The following is a 19,601-nucleotide window of genomic DNA, read 5'->3' as shown; positions in this document are numbered from 1 at the left end:
CATGAGGCGACTAGCGGGACCGGCGTCGACGTGGCGGGTCAGGGATTCCGGTGGTGGGTGCGGTCTGGTAGGACCAGTTGCAGGCCGGTGGCGGGGTGGTCGAAGACGTCGACCGGGTGTCGGTAGATCTTGGTCAGCAGGTCCCGGGTGAGGACTTCGCGGGGTGGGCCGTCGGCGGCGACCCGACCCTCGTCGAGAACGGTGATGCGGTCGGCGTAGGCCGCGGCCACCCCTAGATCGTGCACGACCACGACCACCGCCGCACCCTCGGCGGCACGGTCGGCGGCGAGCCGCAGGACGGCTTCCTGGTGGCCGATGTCGAGGGCGGCGGTGGGTTCGTCCAGGAGCAGGGTCGCGGTGTCCTGGGCGAGGACCCGGGCCAGGGCGACGCGGGCGCGTTCACCGCCGGACAGGGCGGGGAAGGTGCGGGCGGCGAGGTGGGTGACGTCGGTGGCGGCCAGGGCGGCGGCGATCAGTTCCTCGTCGCGGTCGGCGGCGGGGGTGTGCAGCCACGGTGCGCGCCCCATGGCGACCACCTCACGGGCCGTGAACGGGAAGCCGACGGTGTGTGATTGAGGCAGGACCGCGCGGCGGCGGGCCATGTCGGCGTGGGTCCAGTGCGACAGGGCGTGGCCTTCGAGTTTCACTGTGCCCGAGGTGGGTTCCAGCTCACCGGCCAGGGCGGCGAGCAGGCTCGACTTGCCCGCGCCGTTCGGTCCGACCAGCGCGACGATCTCACCGGCGGCCACCCGGAAGTCGACGTCCTCCAAGACCGTGCGCTCACCACGGCGCACGGTGAGACCCGTCGCCCGCAGCGTGACGGTGCCCGGTTCCGGGCGCGCGGGGACATCGGGAGTACGGGCGAACAGCGACCGCCACGACGTCGTCTTCCGCCGCTGAACCGTGCTGCTCGCGGCCGTTCGGTCGAGTACCGGCCGCGAAGCGGATCCGCCCGGTGTGCTCATCCCCAACCTCCAGCCTTGGCCCTGGTGCGGCGCAGCAGCCAGAAGAAGAACGGGCCGCCGATCAGTGAGGTCAGCATGCCGAGGGGCAGGTCGGCATTGCGGACCAGGGTGCGCGCGGCGACGTCGGCACCCAGCAACACCACCGCCCCGACGACGGCGCTGAGGGGCACGAGCACCCGATGCCCCGGACCGACGAGCATCCGCACCACATGCGGCACGATCAAGCCGACGAACAGGATGATGCCGCTGAACGCCACACCCGCGGCGGTGAGCACGGCGACCACCACGATCACCTGCCTGCGCAACCGCTCCACGTCGACACCGAGGTGACGGGCCGCGGAATCCCCCAGCGCCAGCAGATCCAGGCGCGGCGCGATGAGCACGGCTGCCAGGATTCCGCTCGCGGCGAGGGTGGCGACGACGGCGACCGACGGCCAGGTGGCGCCGTTGAGACTGCCCAGCTGCCAGAACACGATCTGATCCCGGGCGGCGGGAGTGGCGACGAACAGCAGCAGCGCGATGAGACCACCGGCGAACGCGTTGATCGCGACACCGGTGAGGATCAACGTCACCACCTCGGTGCGCCCACCCGAGCGCGACAGCACATAGACCAGCGCCGTCGTGACGAGTCCGGCGACGAACGCGGCCGCCGCGATCGACCAGGCGGCGACGAACGCGCCGCCGATCACGATCACCGTGCCCGCACCGACAGCCGCACCGGCCGAAACCCCGATCACGCCCGGTTCTGCGAGGGGGTTGGCGAACACGCCCTGCAACAATGCACCCGCTGTCGCGAGGACCGCCCCGACCATTACGGCCAGCACCACGCGGGGGAACCGCACCTCCCACAGCGTCACCTCGCCGGCCGGGTGCGCGGGCATCGGCCCGAGATCGAGTCCGATCCGGTGCGCGACGCTGCCCACCACCTCCGCGGCAGTCGTGGGAACCTGACCGAGCACTGCCGACACGACGGCCAGAACCACCAGCGCGGCCAGTGCGACCGCGAATACCACCGTCACCCGGGCAGTTCGGTGTCGCGGATGCGGCAGCGGGTCAGGCGTCGCATCGGTGATCCGCGCCGGATCGGCGGACTTGATCAGCTCCGGGGCGTCACTCATGCGACGTCTCGGTGCTCGTCGCGGGAAGGCTCAGTCGTCATCGGGCGACGACGCCGACCTGGCTGTTGAGTGCGAGAGCTATCGCCACCGCCCGGCGCTTCGCGGGTAACCGGCGCCAGACGTTCGAACTCCGGGCATCGCCGGCTGCGCCGAACGACCGGGTCAACCGGCTGGAGGACACGCGCCCGGCGGGTCACTCCTGCTGCTCGCGGGGTCATGACGTCTTCCCGTAGATGGCATCGGACAGCGCCGAGATCACCCGGCCGGTGTTGGGGCCGAAGCTCAGCACCACCGCATCGGACATGTCGACCACACGCCGGTCACGCCCGGCAGGCGTCTGGGCGATGCCGGGCACCTTCACCAAACCGTCGACCCCACCCACCGATTTCAGGCCGTCCGTCATCACCAGCAGCACATCGGGCGACGCGGCGATCATCGCCTCACTGGTGATCGCGGTGAACGGTTCGCTCAGCCCGGCCGAGGTCCCCGCATCGACTCCCCCGACCGCGGTGATCAGCGAATCGGCACCGGATCCCGGGCCGGCCATCATGGTGATCGCGGCGCTGCGCAGGTACAGGAACGCGATCTTGGGTTTCGGGTCGGCGGCGGGCACGCGGGCGGTGGCGGCGGCGATCTCGTCGCGGGTGCGCTGTCCCAGCGCGCGGCCCGCGTCGGGAACCCCGAGGGCGGTCGCGACGGCCTCGATCTGCGGAACGACGCCGTCCATGCTGCGGTCGGGGTCGAAGTACACGACCTTCACACCGGCGGCGCGCAGCTGGTCGCGCACGGCGGGCGCGGCGCTGGTGGTGTCGGTGAGGAACACCGACGGACGAAGGGCGAGCACCGCTTCGACACTGAGGCTGCCGTTGCCCCCCGCCACGTTCGGCACGTCGGCGACGGCGGGGAACGAGGCGGAGGTGCTTCGCCCGACGAGGTTGTCGCCGAGACCGAGCGCCCAGACGGTCTGGGCGAGCGTGCCGTACCGGTCGACGGCGATGATGCGTGAGGCGTCGGTGACCGTCACCTCGGTGCCGTCGAAGGAGCGTGCGGTCGCGGGCATCTTCGGCGTGGGTGCGGGCCCGATCGGGACGGGGTCGAGGTCCGCGAATTCGGCGGTCACCGGCCCACCGGATCGTGCAGTCGATGCAGGATTGCTTCCGGTGCAGGCGACGGCGCCGGTGAGGACCGTCGCCGCCAACATCGCCGTCAGCACACCACGCAGTTTCATGCAGGTAAGGCTAGCCATCATTCCGAACGGGCGCTCACATCGTCGAGGGCGGCCGCGATCGCCCGCGGCAATTCCAGGGTTTCGGCGGCCAGCACGCCCGTGAGCTGACCGATATCGCGCGCACCGACGATCATGCTCGCGATACCCGGCCGGTCCCGGATCCAGGCCAGCGCCACCGCCAGCGGCGAAGTACCGAGCCCGTCGGCGGCGGTGACCAGCGCGTCGACCACCCGGGTCGCGCGGTCGTCGTCGAGGCGACGGCGGATCTCGGCGGCCGTCGACTCGTCGGCACCGCGCGAATCGGCGGGCACACCGTCGCTGTATTTGCCGGTGAGGATGCCACCGGCCAGCGGCGCCGAAGCGATCATCCCCACCCCGTGATGGCGTGCGGCCGGAATCACATCGTTCTCGGGGCCGCGCGCCAGCAGCGAATACGGTGTCTGCGCGGCCGTGACCGGGCCGATCGCGGCGAGGCTCGCCAGCTGCCAGGCGCTGAGGCCACGCACGCCCGCGTACCTGGCCCGTCCGGTGGCGATCACCGTTTCGAGGGTGGCCGCGACCTCCTCGAGAGGGGTGTAGGGGTCCCAGGCAGCGATGCTGAAGATGTCGAGATGGTCGGTACCCAGGTCGGTGAGGGTGCGATCGAGCTGGCGCAGCAAGGTTCGCCGGGACGCGTCGACGACGGGACCCACCGCGGCCGGTGCGGGCACCGTGTCACCCACCCCGGCACCCGGCTTGTGGGTCACCACCCCCGCACACCCGCTGAGCACCACGTCCTCGCGCGAGACCACCTCACCGAGCAACCCGGCCAGGATCTGATGCGCGGCGCCGTCGCCGTAGACGGGGGAGAGGTCGATCAGTGTTCCCCCGGCATCGGCGAAGGCCGCCAGCTGCACCGAGGCCTCCTCGGCGTCGGTATGGGTGCCCCAGGTGTGGGTCGCCAACCCGATCCGCGACACCCGCAGTCCGCTTCGTCCCACCGTTCGCTGTTCCATCACCGCGCCCGTGCTTTCGTCACGGCGCCCAGCCTAATGCGCGGCGTGGCCGTCACCGCCGCGCCGACCCGGTGCGAGTCGGGTTCACCGGTGGGCCGAAGACACTGATCCGGCCCGACGGGTAGGGTCGCTGCGGGATCGCGGGCCCACACGGCCGGGCGAGCAAGCAAAAGCCCAGGAGGACGCGATCTTTCGGGCGCGAGAAGTGGTAGGAGGATGTGGTGGGCGAGTCGATGACCTGGTTCCAGGCATTGGTACTCGGACTGGTGCAGGGGCTCACGGAGTTCCTGCCGATCTCCTCCTCCGGACACTTGCGCATCGTCTCGGGTGTGTTCTTCGGTGACGACGCGGGTGCGTCGTTCACCGCCGTCACCCAGCTCGGCACCGAGGCCGCGGTCCTGGTGTATTTCGCCAAGGACATCTGGCGCATCCTCATCGCCTGGTTCACCACCCTCGGCATGCGATGGCGCGAACGCTCCCAGCGTGCGGTGGCCGTCGGTGACCGGGTGACGACGAAGCTGCCGGTGATGGACCGCAGTGCCCGCGAAGCCCACGAACGCGACACCCAGCGTGAGCTGGACTACCGCGTCGGCTGGTACGTCATCATCGCGACCATCCCGATCGGTGTGCTCGGGTTCCTGTTCAAGGACGAGATCCGCACCGGGGCCCGCAACCTGTGGCTGGTGTCGTTCATGCTGGTGGCGTTCGCGCTGGTGATCGCCGCCGGTGAGTACTACGGCAAGAAGGCCCGTCCGATCGAACAGCTCACCACCCGCGACGGCATCATCATGGGCCTGGCCCAGTGCCTTGCCCTGATCCCGGGGGTGTCGCGTTCCGGCGCCACCTCGACCGCGGGCCTGTTCCTGGGCCTGAAACGGGAAGCGGCGGTGCGGTTCTCTTTCCTGCTCGCCATTCCCGCCGTCACCGCGTCGGGACTGTTCAGCCTGCCCGACGCCTTCGAACCGGCCGGTGAGGGCCTCAACGCGAGCGGCCCGCAACTGCTTGTCGCGACCGTCCTCGCCTTCGTCGTCGGCTATGCCTCGGTGGCGTGGCTGCTCAAGTTCGTCGGCAAGCATTCCTTCTACTGGTTCGTCGGCTACCGGATCATCCTCGGCCTGACGGTGATGGGCCTGCTCGCCGCGGGTGTCGTCTCCGCCACCTGAGCGCGCGGCCCGCTGATGGTTAGGCTGGTCCCATGACGGTGATCCTGCTCCGGCACGGAGTGTCCACCTCCAACACCGCGCGCACCCTTGCCGGGCGCGCACCCGGTGTGGAGCTCACCGAGCGTGGCACCGAACAGGCCGCCGCGGTCGCCGACCGGCTCGCCACCCTGCCGATCGAACACATCGCCAGCTCACCGCTGCTGCGCTGTCAGCGCACCGTCGCCCCGCTGGCCGACAAACTCGGTCTCGAACCCGAACACGACGAACGGCTCATCGAGGTCGACTACGGCGAATGGACCGGGCGCCCGATCGCCGAACTGCTCACCGAACCGCTGTGGAAAGTGGTGCAGGGGCACGCTTCCGGTGCTGTGTTCCCCGGTGGCGAAGGTCTGGCCCAGGTGCAGCAGCGGGCGGTGGCCGCGATCCGCGACACCGAACGCCGGCTCGCCGACAAGGCCGGTCGCGATGTGCTGTGGGTGGCGTGCGCGCACGGCGATGTCATCAAGTCGATCCTGGCCGACGCGCTCGGCCTGCACCTGGACAGTTTTCAGCGGATCGCGGTGGAACCGGCCTCGATCAGTGTGGTCCGGTACAGCCCGCACGGGCCGTCGGTGTGGAAGTTCAACGACACCGGCGCCGACCTGTCGGCCCTGTCCGCGGGTACACCACCGCCACCGCTGCCCGGCGGGGAAGTACCCGGGACAGCGAGTGCGGATAATGGGAATGTGAGACACCGCGATTCTCCTTGAACCAGGAGGTTGTTCGTGAGTGTCGTTGAGGGTCACGTATCAGGAGGTGCATGTGTCACGCGCAATCCATGTATTCCGCACCCCCGATCGTTTCGTCGCCGGGACCGTGGGCGAGCCGGGCGATCGTTCGTTCTACCTGCAGGCCGTGCAGGAACCGCGCGTGGTCAGCGTGCTGCTGGAAAAGCAGCAGGTGAAGGTGCTCGCCGACCGGATGGGGTTGCTGCTCGACGAGGTGGCGCGCCGTTTCGGGGCCGAAGTACCGCCCGAAGGTGAGGACGTCACCGATGTGGCGCCGCTGACGACTCCCATCGACACCGAATTCCGGGTCGGCACCATGGGTCTGGGCTGGGACGCCGACGCGAACGCCGTGGTGGTCGAACTGCTGGCGATCACCGAGACCGAGGTCGACGAATCGGTGGTGCTCGACGACACCGACGAGGGCCCCGACGCGGTGCGCGTGTTCCTCACCCCGATGCAGGCGCGCGAGTTCGCGTTGCGCTCCACCCGGGTGATCGCGGCCGGACGCCCACCGTGCCCGCTGTGCGGGGAACCGCTGTCGGCGCGCGGGCATATGTGTGTGCGCACCAACGGCTACAAGCGCGGCGAGATCTTCGGTGCGGCCGAACTCGACGAGGAGTGAGACGTGTCCGGCATCACCGACGGTGAGCTCGAGATCATCGGACGGGTCGGCGTCGCCAGCAACCTGACGCTGGTGTGCGAGATCGCCGCACCCGAACCCGATGGTGCGCCGCTGCGGGTGGTGTACAAGCCGGTGCGCGGCGAACGACCGCTGTGGGACTTCCCCGACGGCACCCTCGCCGGGCGCGAGGTGGCCTCGTACCTGATCTCCGAACAGCTGGGATGGGGTGTCATCCCGGAAACGGCGTTGCGCGACGGTCCGTTCGGGCCGGGCATGGTGCAGCGGTGGGTGACCTCGGTCGACAACCGCACCGACGCACGCCAGCGCCTGGACCTGGTCGATCTGTGTTCGCCGGGCACGGTGCCCGAGGGGTTCTGCGAGGTGCTGCGCGCCCTGGACGACACCGGCAACGAGATCTCGCTCGTGCACGCCGACGATCCACGCCTGCAACGCATGGCGGTGCTCGACCTGCTGCTCAACAACGCCGACCGCAAAGGTGGGCACGCGCTGGAAGGTGTCGACGGTCAGGTCTACGGCGTCGATCACGGCATCTGCCTGCACAGCGAACCGAAACTGCGCACGGTGCTGTGGGGGTGGGCCGGTCAGCCCATCGACGAGGCATTGATCGCCGATGTCACCGCGTTCGCCACGAATCTGACCGGCCCGATAGCGGATTCGCTCGCCGAGCACATCACCGACGCCGAGATCACCGCACTGACCGAACGCACGAAAGCCCTGCTGGAACGCCCGGTCATGCCCCTACCGAATTCGGCCCGCCCGATCCCCTGGCCCGCGTTCTGAGGGTGCGAACCCGGCCGCGACCATGACGAGCAGCCCGCAGCACCCGACCAGAACCCAACCGGGCCGCGCGTGCTGAGCCAGTTCCGTCTGCGCGGCGCCGCCGATGAACCCACCTGCCACGGCGACACCGAGAGCGGCACCGAATTGACGTGCGGTGGAGGTGATTCCGCCTGCGACACCGGCGCGGTCGGCGGGCAACCCGCTCACGGCGGTGGTGGTGATGGGCGGGTTGGCGAAGCCGAATCCGATTCCGACCAGCAGCAATGCGGTGAGCAACAGGGGGATCGGGCGGTGTTCGCCGACCGCGACGAACAGCAGCACACCACCGAGCGCGGTGAATCCGCCCGCGAGCTGTAGCGGCAACCGCGCACCGTGGCGGCTCACGAGCACACCCGAGAGTGGGGCGAACACGATCGCGGGTACCGCCAGTGGCAGCATCACCGCACCGGCCGCCGCCGGTGACATCCCGCGCGCGTCCTGCAGATACAGCGCCACCACCAGCAAGGTGGCGCCGAGGGCGACGAACACCGCGACCGCGCTGAATACAGCGGCGGTGAACGGTGCCCGCCGGAACAAACCCGGATCGATCAACGGTTCGGACCGGCGACCTTCGAGCCGGACGAACGCGACCATCGCCGCGCACACCACCGCCGATGCGACCACCGTCGCGGGCGAAGCCCAGCCGAGCCGCGGACCCTCGAGAAGCACACCGACAGACCCGCCGACCACGATCACCAGCAGCGCCTGTCCGCGACCGTCGAGCCGCCGCACCCGCGCGGCTTTCGACTCCGGAACCACCAGCGCCGTCAGCACGAGCACCACCGCGATCACCGGCAGGTTCACCCAGAACACCCCACGCCATCCGAGGCTCTGTACCAGCGCACCGCCGACGACCGGCCCCGCCGCCATCGCCACTCCGAAGACCGCCGCCCACACGCCGATCGCGCGAGCCCGCTGCGCCGGGTCGGTGAACACCCCGACGACGATCGCCAACGCCACCGGGCTCAACATCGCCGCACCCGCACCTTGCGCGATCCGCGCGGCGAGCAGCACGTCGAGCGTCGGGGCCGCCGCGCACAGCATCGACGACGTGCCGAACAGCACCAGCCCCGCCCGGAACACCCGTCGCCGTCCGACCCGGTCGGCGACGGCGCCCGCAGAGATCAGCAGGCTCGCCATCACCAAGGTGTAGGCGTCGACGATCCAGGCGATGCCGCGGACTCCGGTGCGCAGGTCGCGGCCGATGGACGGCAGGGCGGCGTTGACGATGGTGGTGTCCAGCCCCACCAGGAACAGGCCTGTGCTGCACACGGCCAGCACCGCCCATCGTCGTCTTGCGCCGAGGGCGTGGTCTTTCGCTGTGTCGATCATGGCGAGAATCGTCGAGGCGAGGCCGAGCGAACCGGTACAGATTTTGCGAAGACCGCAAAATGGTGCGGTGGACGACGCCCAGATCATCGACGAGATCGGACCGCGCCTGCTGGCATTGCGCCGCGGCCGCGGTCTGACCCTGCACGAGTTGTCGGCCGAGACGGGGATCTCGGTGAGCGCCCTGTCGCGGCTGGAAACCGGCAAGCGACGCCCTACCCTGGATCTGCTGCTGCCGTTGGCGCGGGCGCATCGAGTCTCGCTCGACCAGTTGATCGCCGCACCCGCCACCGGCGACCCGCGCGTGCATCTCACGCCGCGACGCAGCCGCAACGGCAGTGTGGTCGTGCCGCTGACCGAGTACCCGGGACGCATGCAGGTCTTCAAACAGATTCTCGGCCCGAACAAGCCGCGCCTGGTCACCCACGCCGGGTACGAATGGCTGTATGTGCTGGCCGGTGACCTGAGGTTGATTCTCGGCGAGGAAGAACTCGTGCTTCGTGCGGGCGAGGTCGCCGAGTTCGACACCGACCGACCGCACTGGTTCGGGCCCGCCGACGATCGAACCGTCGAGATCCTGCACATGTTCGGTCCGCAGGGCGGGAAAGCGCGGGTGCGCACGCCATCCTGACCGGCACGGATTTTCCTGGGTGGACGACAGTGCCGGTGCTAGTGTGCTCCAAGCACTTTCGCTGTCCCCGCATCATCAGAGGAACACCATGTCGACTCGTTCGATCGTTACCGGATCCGCCGCCGCGCTGCTGCTCGGCGCCGTCGTCGCCGCGCCCGCCCAGGCCTTCCCCGCCGGCTGGTGGGAGAACAAGACCTTCGTGTGCACCGCAACCGACCGCGCGGGCGCCCCGCTGCCCGATGTCACCGTGCAGGCCCCCGACCAGGTCGGTGCCTCGTTCTACGCGCTGCCGCAGTTCGGTGAGAACGTCGACAACCTGAACGTGCAGTGCTACGAGCAGTGAGCTGAACCCCGGACCGCCGCACGTCGGGGAGCGGCGGTCACCGGGAGCGCAGGAACCGGCTGATCCGTTCCGCCTGGCCGAGTACCGCGTGTCCTACACCGGGCAGCACCAGCACCTCGCCCTTGGCGAGCAACCGGGCACGACGTGCGGTGCCCGCCGAATCGAACAGGGCGTCACGCTCGCCGACGATCACCAGCACCGGGATGTCCACCGCCCGCAGCCGCGCCTCGGAGAACCTCGGTAAGTTGCCCGAGCGGGCCGAGAAATGGGTGAAGACCAGTTCCACGTCGTCGAGGATCGGCTCCGCCGCCGGACCGGTGAGGCCAAGACCGGTTCGCGCCATGTCGCGCACACTGTGGCGACCGAGCAACCGTAGACCCACGGCTTTCACCAGCCACCCGTAGCGATGCCTGCCCAGACCGCCGGGGCACAGCAGCGCCAGCGCCTCGACCCGGCCCGGTCTGCGGGTCACGTAGTCCAGTGCGGTCCAGCCACCCAGAGACATCCCGGTCATCGACACCGTGTCCAGCCCCAGCCCGTCGAGGACCTCGTCGAGCCAGTTCGCGCAGGCGTCGGTGTCCAGCGCCAGCCTGGTGGGCGCGCTGAAACCGGGCTCGCCGGGCAGGTCGACCGCGTACACCCGGAAGTGGGCCGCCCACTCGCTGACATCGCCGCGCCAGGCGCTCGTATTGGATCCGGAACCGTGCAGCAGTACCAGCGGTGGCGCGTCGGCCGGTCCGCAGACCAGCACGAACGTCTCACCCGCGGCGGTCGGGACGAGCCGCTGCTCCCACGGCACCGGCCAGGTCGCCAGATGTTCGCGGTAGCGCTGCGCGATGCGTTCGCGGCCGTGCTCGGAGGTGTAGATGGTGCTCATGGGGCGAGGACTCCGTCCAGGTAGTCGAGCAGGCGTGCGGTGTCGGCGAGTCCGCCGAGCAGGATCACTTTGAGGCGTCCGCGTGCGGGGTCGTAGCTGGTTTCGACTCGCAGGGCCCGTCCGCCGGGACCCCGTGTCGCGGCGGTGGCGGTGAGCAGGGTTGCGACACGGTCGACGGTGGCGCGGTCGATGTCGTCGATCTCGACGATGCAGGAGGCCTCCGCGTGCCCGGCGGTTGCTGGTTTCGGTGCGCTGATCGGGAGGCCGGTGAAGGTCTCGAGGTCGTCGTGGGTGATGCGGTACTGCTTGCCGATACGGGCGGCGGGCAGTTTGCCGTCGCGCACATATCCGCGCACGGTGCGCACATGCAGTCCGAGCAATTCCGCGACCTGTTCCACCGAATAGAAACCTTCTGGCATGAAACAACCGTATAGGAACGTTCGGATAGGTGCAATTAGGTAATGATAGGGAGTAGGGCTGAAGCGCGTCGATGACGGCAGCTACCGTTCGCGGGCTCGGCGCTCGAGACTGCGGCACAACCGCCCACCGCACAGGCGAACCCCCTGCGGCCTGGGAATCCTCGTGAGCACAACCCTTGACAGTGCCGGTCGAACACGTTTGTGTGCAGGTTGCGGGCCGCGCCGAATCCGGCCGGGCAACCGGGTCGACCGGGCCGCGAGGCGAGCACTCCGGCCGGGGCTCTACCCTCGAATCATGCAGTCCTGGTCCGATAACGCCCTTCCGACCGTCCCCGGAGCAGGGCCGCCGTTGCGGTTGTACGACACCGCCGACCGCCAGGTCCGCCCGGTCACCCCCGGCGCGACCGCGAAGATGTACGTCTGCGGGATCACCCCCTACGACGCCACCCACCTCGGCCACGCCGCGACCTATTTGACCTTCGACCTGGTCAACCGGTTGTGGCGCGACGCCGGACACGACGTGCACTACGTGCAGAACGTCACCGACGTCGACGACCCGCTGTTCGAACGCGCCGCACGCGACGGCGTCGACTGGCGCGACCTCGGCAGCTCCGAGATCGACCTGTTCCGTGAGGACATGTCCGCCCTCCGGGTGGTGCCGCCGCGTCAGTACATCGGCGCCATCGAATCGGTCGAAGAGGTCGTCGAGGTGGTGCAGAAGTTGCTGGCCTCCGGCGCCGCCTACATCGTCGACGATGCCGAACATCCCGACATCTACTTCCGCGCCGACGCCACCGAACAGTTCGGCTACGAATCGGGCTACGACCGCGCCACCATGGAGAAGTTCTTCGCCGAACGCGGCGGCGACCCCGACCGGCCCGGCAAGCGCGACACCATCGACGCCCTGCTGTGGCGGGCCGAACGCCCCGGCGAACCGTCGTGGCAGGCACCGTTCGGCGCCGGGCGCCCCGGCTGGCACATCGAGTGTGCGGCGATCGCGCTCAACCGCATCGGCACCGAATTCGACGTCCAGGGCGGCGGCTCGGACCTGATCTACCCCCATCACGAGTACTCCGCCGCGCACGCCGAAGCGATCACCGGCACCCGCCGTTTCGCCCGCCACTACGTGCACGCCGGGCTGATCGGGCTCGACGGCGAGAAGATGTCGAAGTCCAAGGGCAACCTGGTGCTCGTCTCGAAACTGCGCCGCTCCGGAGTCGACCCCGCCGCGATCCGCCTCGGCCTGTTCGCCGGGCACTACCGGCAGGACCGCATGTGGACCGACGCGGTCCTCGGCCAGGCCCAGGCGCGCCTCGCCCGCTGGCGTGAAGCCGTGTCGCTCGGCTCGGGACCGTCGGCGACCGACACCGTCGCCCGCCTGCGTCAGCACCTGGCCGACGACCTCGACACCCCCAAAGCCCTTGTCGCGGTGGACAACTGGGCCGAGCAGGCGATCGCCTACGGTGGCACCGACACCGACGCCCCGGCCCTGGTGCGCAACGCCGTCGACGGGCTCCTCGGTATCGCCCTCTGACCCGGCGCAGGCATTTGCGGCAGGATTGCCGGAGCGTGCGGTGTTTATACTGTGGCGAACCGCCGTCGTCGGATCGGAGAGGGTCCCATGGACCGCTACCAGCGCATCGTGGTGGGAACCGACGGGTCGGAGGCCGCGCAACTGGCGGTCACCGTCGCCGGTGAGGTCGCGCTTCGGCTCGGGGTCCCGATCACCGCGCTGACCGTCTGGAAGGAAAAGGCGCGCAAGTCCGCCCTCGATCCCGAATCGGCCGTACGGATCAGCGCCGCCGCCGTCGCCGCGCTCGTCGAGGCGGGCCTGTCCGAGGTGACGGCCCTGGATATGCCGGGGACACCGAGCGCGGCCCTGCTCGAGGTCGGTGCGCAGGATCCGGGCACGCTACTGGTGATCGGGGCGCGTGGTCTCGGCCGCTCCAAGGACCGGCTCACCAGTTCCACCGCCAACCACGTCTCCCACCACAGCCCCACCGACGTCCTGTTCACCCACAAGGTGCCCAAGCGCTGGACCACCGTCGGCCTGGCCACCGACGGCTCACCCAGTTCGATGCTCGCCGTGCGCCGCGGCTACGACCTGGCCCTGGAACTCGGTGCGCGCCCGTTCCTGGTGACTGCCACGAAAACCGACGCCGACGGCGCGGAAACCCTGGCCCAGGTCCACGCGGCCCTGAGCCTCGACGATCCCGAACTGCTCGGCCACGACGTGCTCACCGGCGTGCCGCCCGCCGAAGCGCTGTGCAACGCCGCCTGGAAATACGACCTCGTGGTCATCGGCAACCGGGGGATGAGCGGGCCCGCGCGGCTGCTCGGATCGGTCGCCAACAAGGTCACCCACGACATCGACACCAACCTGCTGCTGGTCGCCACCACCCATGGGTCCGACGATCCCGACCCGGAGCCGGACCCGCCGCGTTAGCCTGGAATACGTACCTGCGCGAGGTCGAATGCACGCCGGGCCCGGACATGATCGCAGGTTTGCTCCGATATTGCGGGTAAGTGCCGAACTTGCCCGGAACCTCCCGATCTGTCCCCTAAGATGACCGAAACGCGCGATGTTCGGAACACGACGGAGTGGACGCCGGATGAATGCTGAGATCGAGGCGGCGGGCTTCTTCGGCCTGCTGAACTGGGAAGAGATGACCGGACTCAGCAAGTTCTGGGTCGACATGATCAGCATTCCGATCTTCAGCGCCATCGCGGGTCTGATCACCAACTGGACCGGCGTCATCATGCTGTTCGCGCCGGTGCGATTCACCGGTTTCTATGTGCCGGGCCTCAAAACGCTGTTCCCGTTGTTGCCGCGCAAGGTTCAGATCCTGCCGACGTTCGCGCCGGGTGGCATTCTCGGCTTCCAGGGGTTCATCCCGGCGCGCGCGGAGAAGATGGCCAGCCTGATGGTCGACAACGCCGTCGCCAAGATCGGCACGGCCAAGGACTTCTTCGACCAGATGGACCCGCGCAAGATCTCCGCCCAGGTCGCACACGTGGCGTTACCGAATGTGCGCTCGATGGTCGATTCGATCATGACCACCGAACACCCGCAGCTGTGGGCGGATATGCCGCCGCGCGCGCGTGAGGCGATCTACGCGCGGGTCGAAGCCGAACTGCCCGCGATCACCGACCGCGCCTTCGACTTCATCGGCGCCAATATCGACCAGCTGCTCGATGTGAAGCTGATGGTCGTCGGGTATCTGCGGCGCCGCCCGGAACTGCTCAAGGACGTGATCTACGGGCTCGGTGCTCCCGAACTGCGGTTCATGACGCGCAGTGGGGTGCTGGGTTTCCCGTTCGGTGTGGTCGTAGCACTGTGGTTGTCGTTGCTGCACTACAGCTCCCCGCACGGTGACACGCCCGCGATGATCGAACTGCCCGGCTGGTTGCACACCCTGGTGCATCTGTTTCCTGCATGGCTGGTCGTGGTGCTCGGCGGCGCCGTGGTGGGTGTGCTGGTCAACATCATCGCCATCAAGGTCGTGTTCGAACCGGCGAACCCGCAGCCGAGATACAAATACCCGTGGGGTGTCGCGAAATTCGCCAAACGCCAGTATCAGGCGGCGGCCGACCTCGGGCACGCGATCGGGTACCAGATCGTCACCCTCGACGTGGTCACCGAACAACTGCTCGACGGGCCGAGCGGTGACAAGACCCGCGCGGTGATCGCCCACTTCCTGCAGCTCGAGATCGACCGCATCCTCGGCCCGCTGCGCTCGGTGACCCGATTGGCCGTCGGCCCACGCCATTTCGACGCCATCCAGGCCACCGCGGGCGCGAGCCTGGCCACCGAGATGAAGCCCTGGCTGGTCGAGGACGTGGAGTTCTCCCAGTCGACAGCGGCCAGCGTCGACGAGCTCGCCACCGAGAAGCTGCGCGAACTACCGCCCGAGGAATTCGTCGAAATGCTGTACACCGCCATCGAACAGGACGCCTGGCTGCTGTATCTGCACGGCGGCATCCTGGGCGCCCTCGTCGGTGGCGTGCACCTACTGGTCTTCGGAGCGTGAACATGGACGACGACCGCGATTCCGGTATCCCCACCGATCTGGCGGGTCTGGCCCGCATCGCCGGGCTCTCGATGCGGCAATTCGTCGGTGCCGTCACCAAGGGCGCTGTGCACACGGCCACCGAACTGGTCGACGACATCCGGGCGGGCGAACCGATGTCACGCATCATCGACGAACGGGTCGATGTGCTGCGCCGGGCGGCGCTGAGCGCGCTCGGCTTGGCGCCCACCGCATCCGGTGCCCTGCGCGCCATCGACTCCGACGTCGACGCCGAAGACCTCAAGACCATCGGCGACGCCATGATCAACGAGGGCTGGGACTCGGCGCAGCAACCCCGCGACGTGCACCCCTCGTTCGTGCCGATCCTGCACGACCTGACTCCCGACGAGGCCAGGATTCTGCGTTTCCTCGCCGTCGCCGGACCACAGCCTGCCATCGACATCCGCACCAAGACGCCCTTCGGGATCGGGTCCCAACGCCTCGCCGACGGGATCAACATGATCGCCTATATGGCCGGGTGCGCTATGCCCGAACGCGACCAACACTATCTGGGCAACCTCAACCGGCTCGGGCTGGTCCGGTTCTCGAGCGAACCGGTCGCCGACTTCCGCCGCTACGCCTTCCTCGAGGCCCAGCCCGCGGCCCAGGCCGCGTACAAGTCGGTGAAGATGCGGGCGATCAGTCAATACCGCAGCATCTACCTATCGGTGTTCGGGAAACAGTTCTGCGGCGCCTGTTTCGTACTCGACGGGTATACCGGCGGCGGCTGGGCCACCGACGACCGCGGCGATGTGTACCTGGGCAAGGGCCCGCGGCTGCCGTGATCAGTTCTTGCCACGCAAGGCGGTGAGCACACCCTCGAACATCACCGACTTGATCGCAGTCATCGTCGGCTGATCCTTGCCGCCCAGTGGGGCGACCGAGGCCAGAGCCGCGTCGAGGACCTCGGCGGCGGTGGCGTCGACCAGGTCGAAGGCCGCGGCCTCGGTGCCGTCGAAGCGGCGTGCGGTGGTCATGGCCGCGATCGCCGTCTTCGGGGGTACTTTCGCCTGGATCAGGGCAGCCATGCCGTTGGTGAACGGGATCCGCAGCTCGGCCTCGGGGAAACAGAAGAACCCGCGATCGGCGCGCATCACGCGGTAGTCGTGGGCCAGCGCCAGCATCGCGCCCGCCCCGAACGCGTCTCCGTCGATCGCGGCGGCGGTGGGCATCGGCAGGGTGAGCACCCGGGCGAGCAGGGTGTGCACGGCGGCCACGTAGCCGGCGGCCTGATCGCCGTTGGCGGCCAACCACTCCAAGTCGAGACCGTGGGAGTAGACGGGGCCGGTCGCAGTCGTCACCAGGGCCTGCGCACCGGTGGTGACGACCGTGTCGAGGTGGGTGTTCATCTCGGTGAGGAACTCGGGGGAGAAGCGGTTCTCGCCGTGGCCGAGGTCGAGGACGGCGACGGTGCCGTGATGGCGCAGGGTGGGCATACGGTTCCTTTCGGTGCGTAACCAGATGTGCGCCAGCACTTCCCGGCGTTCGCCGAGGCGGTGCCTACCACTCGACCGCGGACGACGGTTCCTCGAAGGTGGCGGGACCCGTTCGGGCAACGGGGGTTTCGGTGGCGTCGAGCACGGTCTGCGGGGCCATGAAACAGGGGTCCCTACTGAACAATACTTTACAGAGCTATTGCTCCGTTATTCCATCCGGGACCTCCTCTCACCACATCGAGCACCGATTATGTTCCAGCCCTTGGCATTTCGGGAGGCGCGGCGGCGTTCGGGCCACAGAATAGATTTCGTTACGGTGCTCTGGGCCCTCGATACGATGGGGTACTGTTCGCATTCTTCGGCCCTGCCCGCACGAACAGAACGGCATCGCGATGTCCCGAGTGGTTACCAAGGAGCAGTACTTCGACACCGCTGTGGCGGTGCTCGCCGAGTTCGGCTTCAAAGGTCTCAACATCGGCGTGCTGTGCCGTCGTCTCGGGGTCACCAGCGGCTCGTTCTACCACCACTTCGGCTCCTGGCAGGGCTTCGTCGACGCGTTGCTCGAGCACTGGGAGAACCGGCAGATGGTCGAGCTACGTGCCCTCGACGTCGGCCACGGCGACCCCGACGCCGACGTACGCGCCATGTCCGAACTCACCGGCGGCCTCGAACACGGCGCCGAAGCGGCCCTGCGCGCCTGGGCGGCCAACGACGAATCCGTTCACGTCACCGTCAAACGGATCGACGAATCACGCAGGCGCACCGTGCACCGGGTGATCGACAGCGTCATCGGCGACGACGACACCGCGGCCGTGGTCACCGAGGTCGGCATGGCCATGCTCATCGGCTACCAGCAGCTCGCCGCCACCGGCGAACCGACCGAACTCGACCGCCTCCTGTCGCAGTACGCGCGCCTGATCTACTCGCACCGCCGCTAACCGAGCAGTTCGTCGAGATAGCACCAGCGCCACCGCTCGCCCGGTTCGACGCTGCGCATCACCGGGTGCGCGGTGTCATGGAAGTGTTCGGTCGCGTGGTTGCCCACCGAGGACTCGCAGCAGCCGATGTGCCCGCACTCCAGGCACATCCGCAGATGCACCCACCGCATCCCGGCCTCTCGGCACGCACGGCACACCGGTTCGCCCACCGGGGGCGCGGTATCGGGTGCCTGTTCCAGATGCGCGCAGCCGGCGGTGGCGTTGCCGAGGGGCTCGGTGGACGTGTCGTCGTCGTCCTCGTCGAAGCGGTCGATCATCGACTCCTCGAGATCGAGGCGGGCCAGCACATGCTGGAGCACTTCGTAATCCACCGCACCCACGTCACGCACGGCGAGCACGGCGTCGCGTTCGGCGGCCAGCATCGCCAACCGTAGCCGCCGGTACTCCGCGGTCGGTGTCACCCATTCGGCCTCCGGACGACCCAGCCGCTCCCACGCGGCATTGCTGCGCCAGGTGAGGCGCTGGCGCAACGATTCGATCACCGGTTCCGGCGTGTGCGGGCCGATACGGCGGTCCAGCTCGGCGAGCCCGGCCACCGAAGCCTGGTGCAGCAGATCGGCTTTGGTGAGCGCGTCCTCGGCGCGGCTGGGGCCACGCAACCGCAGCAGCCGCACCAGCCACGGCAACGAGGTGCCCTGCACCAGCAGCGTGCCACCCACCACCACCAGCGCCAGCAATTCGAGCACCGGCAGTTGCGGTGTCGAATCCGGCAGCAACAGCACCGCGGCCAACGTCACCACACCGCGCATCCCCGCCCATGACACCACCGCCGCATGACTCAACGGTTCGGTTTCGCGCCCGAACAGCCGGGCAACCAGCACCGGGGTGAATACCCACACCGGACGCGCAAGCATCACCGCCGCCAGCACCGCCACCGCCGCGACGATCAACGTGGTGTGGTCGAGACCGGAATGCCAGGCGCCCTCCACGATCCAGCGCACCTGCAACCCGATGACGAGGAACACCGCGCTCTCCAGAATGAACTGCACAGTGCGCCAATTGGTTGTCTCGGCGACCCGCGAGGCCGCACCCTGCCAGCGGTGCGCGCCGTGGCCGAGGATCATCCCGCACGTCACCACCGCGATCACCCCGGAGGCGTGTACGTGCTCGGCGGGCAGGTAGGCCACGAACGGGGCGAGCAGCGACACCGTCGTGTCGAGCACCGGGTCCTGAATCCGCCTGCGCAACACCACCAGCACCGAGGCGACCAGCGCACCGATCACCGCGCCACCGACCGAGGCGAGCAGGAAGTCGCCACCGATCTGCCACACCGTCACCGCACCGGCCATCGCCGCGATCGCCCCACGCAACGACACCAGTGCCGTCGCGTCGTTGAACAGCGACTCGTCCTCGAGCACCGTCACGATGCTGCGCGGCATCCCGGTACGGCGCGCGATCGCGGTGGCCGCCACGGCATCCGGGGGCGCCACCACCGCACCGAGCGCGACCGCCGCCGCGAACGGCACCGGCAGCAACCACCACACCACCAGCGCGACAGCGAACGTGGAGAACAACACCAACCCCACCGACAGCGACGCGATGGTGCGCAGATTCTTCCGGAAATCGACCAGCGAGGTCTTCAACGCCGCCGTGTACAGCAGTGGCGGCAGCAGACCGAGCAACACCATTTCCGGTTCCAGATGCACCTGCGGAACCATCGGGACATAGGAGGCGAGCACACCCGCCACCGTCAGCACGAGCGGTTCGGACACCCCGAAACGACGCGCGGTCGCGGCAAGAGCCGCCGCGGCCCCGATGAGCACCACCAAACCGATCGCGATATCCACCCCGGCATTGTTC

20 protein-coding genes are annotated in these 19,601 nt (G+C 68.8%); 11 read left to right on the top strand and 9 right to left on the bottom strand.

Annotated features, from left to right (window positions below):
* Window positions 1–38: 38 nt before the first annotated feature.
* The 4 genes from LDL21_RS11215 to LDL21_RS11200 all read right to left on the bottom strand — a co-directional run bounded on the left by LDL21_RS11215 (window position 39) and on the right by LDL21_RS11200 (window position 4,306).
* Entirely contained in the window at window positions 39–965 is a 927-nt protein-coding gene (locus LDL21_RS11215; protein ID WP_225279934.1) for a heme ABC transporter ATP-binding protein, read from the bottom strand.
* Window positions 962–2,083: a FecCD family ABC transporter permease gene (locus LDL21_RS11210; RefSeq protein WP_225279933.1), complete on the bottom strand. Its 1,122-nt coding sequence runs from the start codon at window positions 2,081–2,083 to the stop codon at window positions 962–964. The genes LDL21_RS11215 and LDL21_RS11210 overlap by 4 nt, the downstream gene beginning before the upstream one ends.
* Before the next feature lie 214 nt (window positions 2,084–2,297).
* Window positions 2,298–3,311: a heme/hemin ABC transporter substrate-binding protein gene (locus LDL21_RS11205; protein ID WP_225279932.1), complete on the bottom strand. Its 1,014-nt coding sequence runs from the start codon at window positions 3,309–3,311 to the stop codon at window positions 2,298–2,300.
* A gap of 17 nt (window positions 3,312–3,328) precedes the next feature.
* Window positions 3,329–4,306, bottom strand: a complete 978-nt coding sequence (locus LDL21_RS11200; protein ID WP_225279931.1) for an aldo/keto reductase — start codon at window positions 4,304–4,306, stop codon at window positions 3,329–3,331.
* 233 nt (window positions 4,307–4,539) lie between these two features.
* On the opposite strand from LDL21_RS11200, the gene LDL21_RS11195 reads away from it, so the two are divergent.
* From LDL21_RS11195 to LDL21_RS11180, 4 genes are read left to right on the top strand one after another with little or no spacing between them, the layout of a single operon-like run.
* Window positions 4,540–5,469, top strand: a complete 930-nt coding sequence (locus LDL21_RS11195; protein ID WP_255674912.1) for an undecaprenyl-diphosphate phosphatase — start codon at window positions 4,540–4,542, stop codon at window positions 5,467–5,469.
* A gap of 32 nt (window positions 5,470–5,501) precedes the next feature.
* On the top strand, window positions 5,502–6,218 hold the full coding sequence (locus tag LDL21_RS11190; RefSeq protein WP_067490061.1) for a histidine phosphatase family protein: 717 nt from the start codon (window positions 5,502–5,504) through the stop codon (window positions 6,216–6,218).
* Window positions 6,219–6,270: 52 nt separating this feature from the next.
* A complete protein-coding gene (locus LDL21_RS11185; RefSeq protein WP_181695970.1) occupies window positions 6,271–6,858 on the top strand; it encodes a DUF3090 domain-containing protein in 588 nt (195 codons plus the stop codon).
* 3 nt (window positions 6,859–6,861) lie between these two features.
* The gene (locus LDL21_RS11180) at window positions 6,862–7,659 is read left to right on the top strand and encodes an SCO1664 family protein (protein WP_225279929.1); all 798 of its coding nucleotides are present in this window, start codon (window positions 6,862–6,864) and stop codon (window positions 7,657–7,659) included.
* On the opposite strand, the gene LDL21_RS11175 is transcribed toward LDL21_RS11180, so the two are convergent.
* A complete protein-coding gene (locus LDL21_RS11175; RefSeq protein ID WP_225279928.1) occupies window positions 7,618–9,030 on the bottom strand; it encodes an MFS transporter in 1,413 nt (470 codons plus the stop codon). The genes LDL21_RS11180 and LDL21_RS11175 overlap by 42 nt on opposite strands.
* A 67-nt stretch (window positions 9,031–9,097) precedes the next feature.
* On the opposite strand from LDL21_RS11175, the gene LDL21_RS11170 reads away from it, so the two are divergent.
* Window positions 9,098–9,658: a helix-turn-helix domain-containing protein gene (locus LDL21_RS11170; protein ID WP_225279927.1), complete on the top strand. Its 561-nt coding sequence runs from the start codon at window positions 9,098–9,100 to the stop codon at window positions 9,656–9,658.
* Window positions 9,659–9,746: 88 nt separating this feature from the next.
* Window positions 9,747–10,001, top strand: a complete 255-nt coding sequence (locus LDL21_RS11165; protein ID WP_181695967.1) for a hypothetical protein — start codon at window positions 9,747–9,749, stop codon at window positions 9,999–10,001.
* A gap of 37 nt (window positions 10,002–10,038) precedes the next feature.
* On the opposite strand, the gene LDL21_RS11160 is transcribed toward LDL21_RS11165, so the two are convergent.
* Together LDL21_RS11160 and LDL21_RS11155 are read right to left on the bottom strand one after the other, a co-directional pair.
* Window positions 10,039–10,878: an alpha/beta fold hydrolase gene (locus LDL21_RS11160; RefSeq protein WP_225279926.1), complete on the bottom strand. Its 840-nt coding sequence runs from the start codon at window positions 10,876–10,878 to the stop codon at window positions 10,039–10,041.
* Window positions 10,875–11,297 (bottom strand): helix-turn-helix domain-containing protein, encoded by a 423-nt coding sequence (locus LDL21_RS11155; RefSeq protein ID WP_067490050.1) that lies wholly within the window; start codon window positions 11,295–11,297, stop codon window positions 10,875–10,877. Before LDL21_RS11155 ends, LDL21_RS11160 begins: the two co-directional genes overlap by 4 nt.
* Before the next feature lie 295 nt (window positions 11,298–11,592).
* On the opposite strand from LDL21_RS11155, the gene mshC reads away from it, so the two are divergent.
* The 4 genes from mshC (at window position 11,593) to LDL21_RS11135 (ending at window position 16,152) form a co-directional block, all read left to right on the top strand.
* On the top strand, window positions 11,593–12,831 hold the full coding sequence (mshC, locus tag LDL21_RS11150) for a cysteine--1-D-myo-inosityl 2-amino-2-deoxy-alpha-D-glucopyranoside ligase (protein ID WP_225279925.1): 1,239 nt from the start codon (window positions 11,593–11,595) through the stop codon (window positions 12,829–12,831).
* A gap of 87 nt (window positions 12,832–12,918) precedes the next feature.
* Window positions 12,919–13,743 carry a universal stress protein gene (locus LDL21_RS11145; RefSeq protein ID WP_181695964.1) on the top strand — a complete coding sequence of 275 codons (825 nt, stop codon included), beginning with the start codon at window positions 12,919–12,921 and terminating at the stop codon, window positions 13,741–13,743.
* 166 nt (window positions 13,744–13,909) lie between these two features.
* Window positions 13,910–15,328, top strand: coding sequence for a DUF445 domain-containing protein (locus tag LDL21_RS11140; RefSeq protein ID WP_181695963.1), 1,419 nt, complete (start codon window positions 13,910–13,912; stop codon window positions 15,326–15,328).
* A gap of 2 nt (window positions 15,329–15,330) precedes the next feature.
* Entirely contained in the window at window positions 15,331–16,152 is an 822-nt protein-coding gene (locus tag LDL21_RS11135) for an Abi-alpha family protein (RefSeq protein ID WP_225279924.1), read from the top strand.
* Here LDL21_RS11135 and LDL21_RS11130 read toward each other — a convergent pair whose 3' ends face one another.
* Window positions 16,153–16,803, bottom strand: a complete 651-nt coding sequence (locus tag LDL21_RS11130) for an enoyl-CoA hydratase/isomerase family protein (protein ID WP_225279923.1) — start codon at window positions 16,801–16,803, stop codon at window positions 16,153–16,155.
* 392 nt (window positions 16,804–17,195) lie between these two features.
* On the opposite strand from LDL21_RS11130, the gene LDL21_RS11125 reads away from it, so the two are divergent.
* Window positions 17,196–17,741, top strand: coding sequence for a TetR/AcrR family transcriptional regulator (locus tag LDL21_RS11125; protein WP_067490032.1), 546 nt, complete (start codon window positions 17,196–17,198; stop codon window positions 17,739–17,741).
* On the opposite strand, the gene LDL21_RS11120 is transcribed toward LDL21_RS11125, so the two are convergent.
* Entirely contained in the window at window positions 17,738–19,588 is a 1,851-nt protein-coding gene (locus LDL21_RS11120; RefSeq protein WP_225279922.1) for a Na+/H+ antiporter, read from the bottom strand. The two genes, LDL21_RS11125 and LDL21_RS11120, sit on opposite strands and share 4 nt — an antisense overlap.
* Window positions 19,589–19,601 lie beyond the last annotated feature (13 nt).

This window comes from Nocardia rosealba, from assembly GCF_020216065.1.
Classification (GTDB): Bacteria; Actinomycetota; Actinomycetes; order Mycobacteriales; family Mycobacteriaceae; genus Nocardia; species Nocardia rosealba.
The sequence above is the reverse complement of the archived record's forward strand: the minus strand, read 5'-3'. Positions and strand labels throughout refer to the sequence as shown.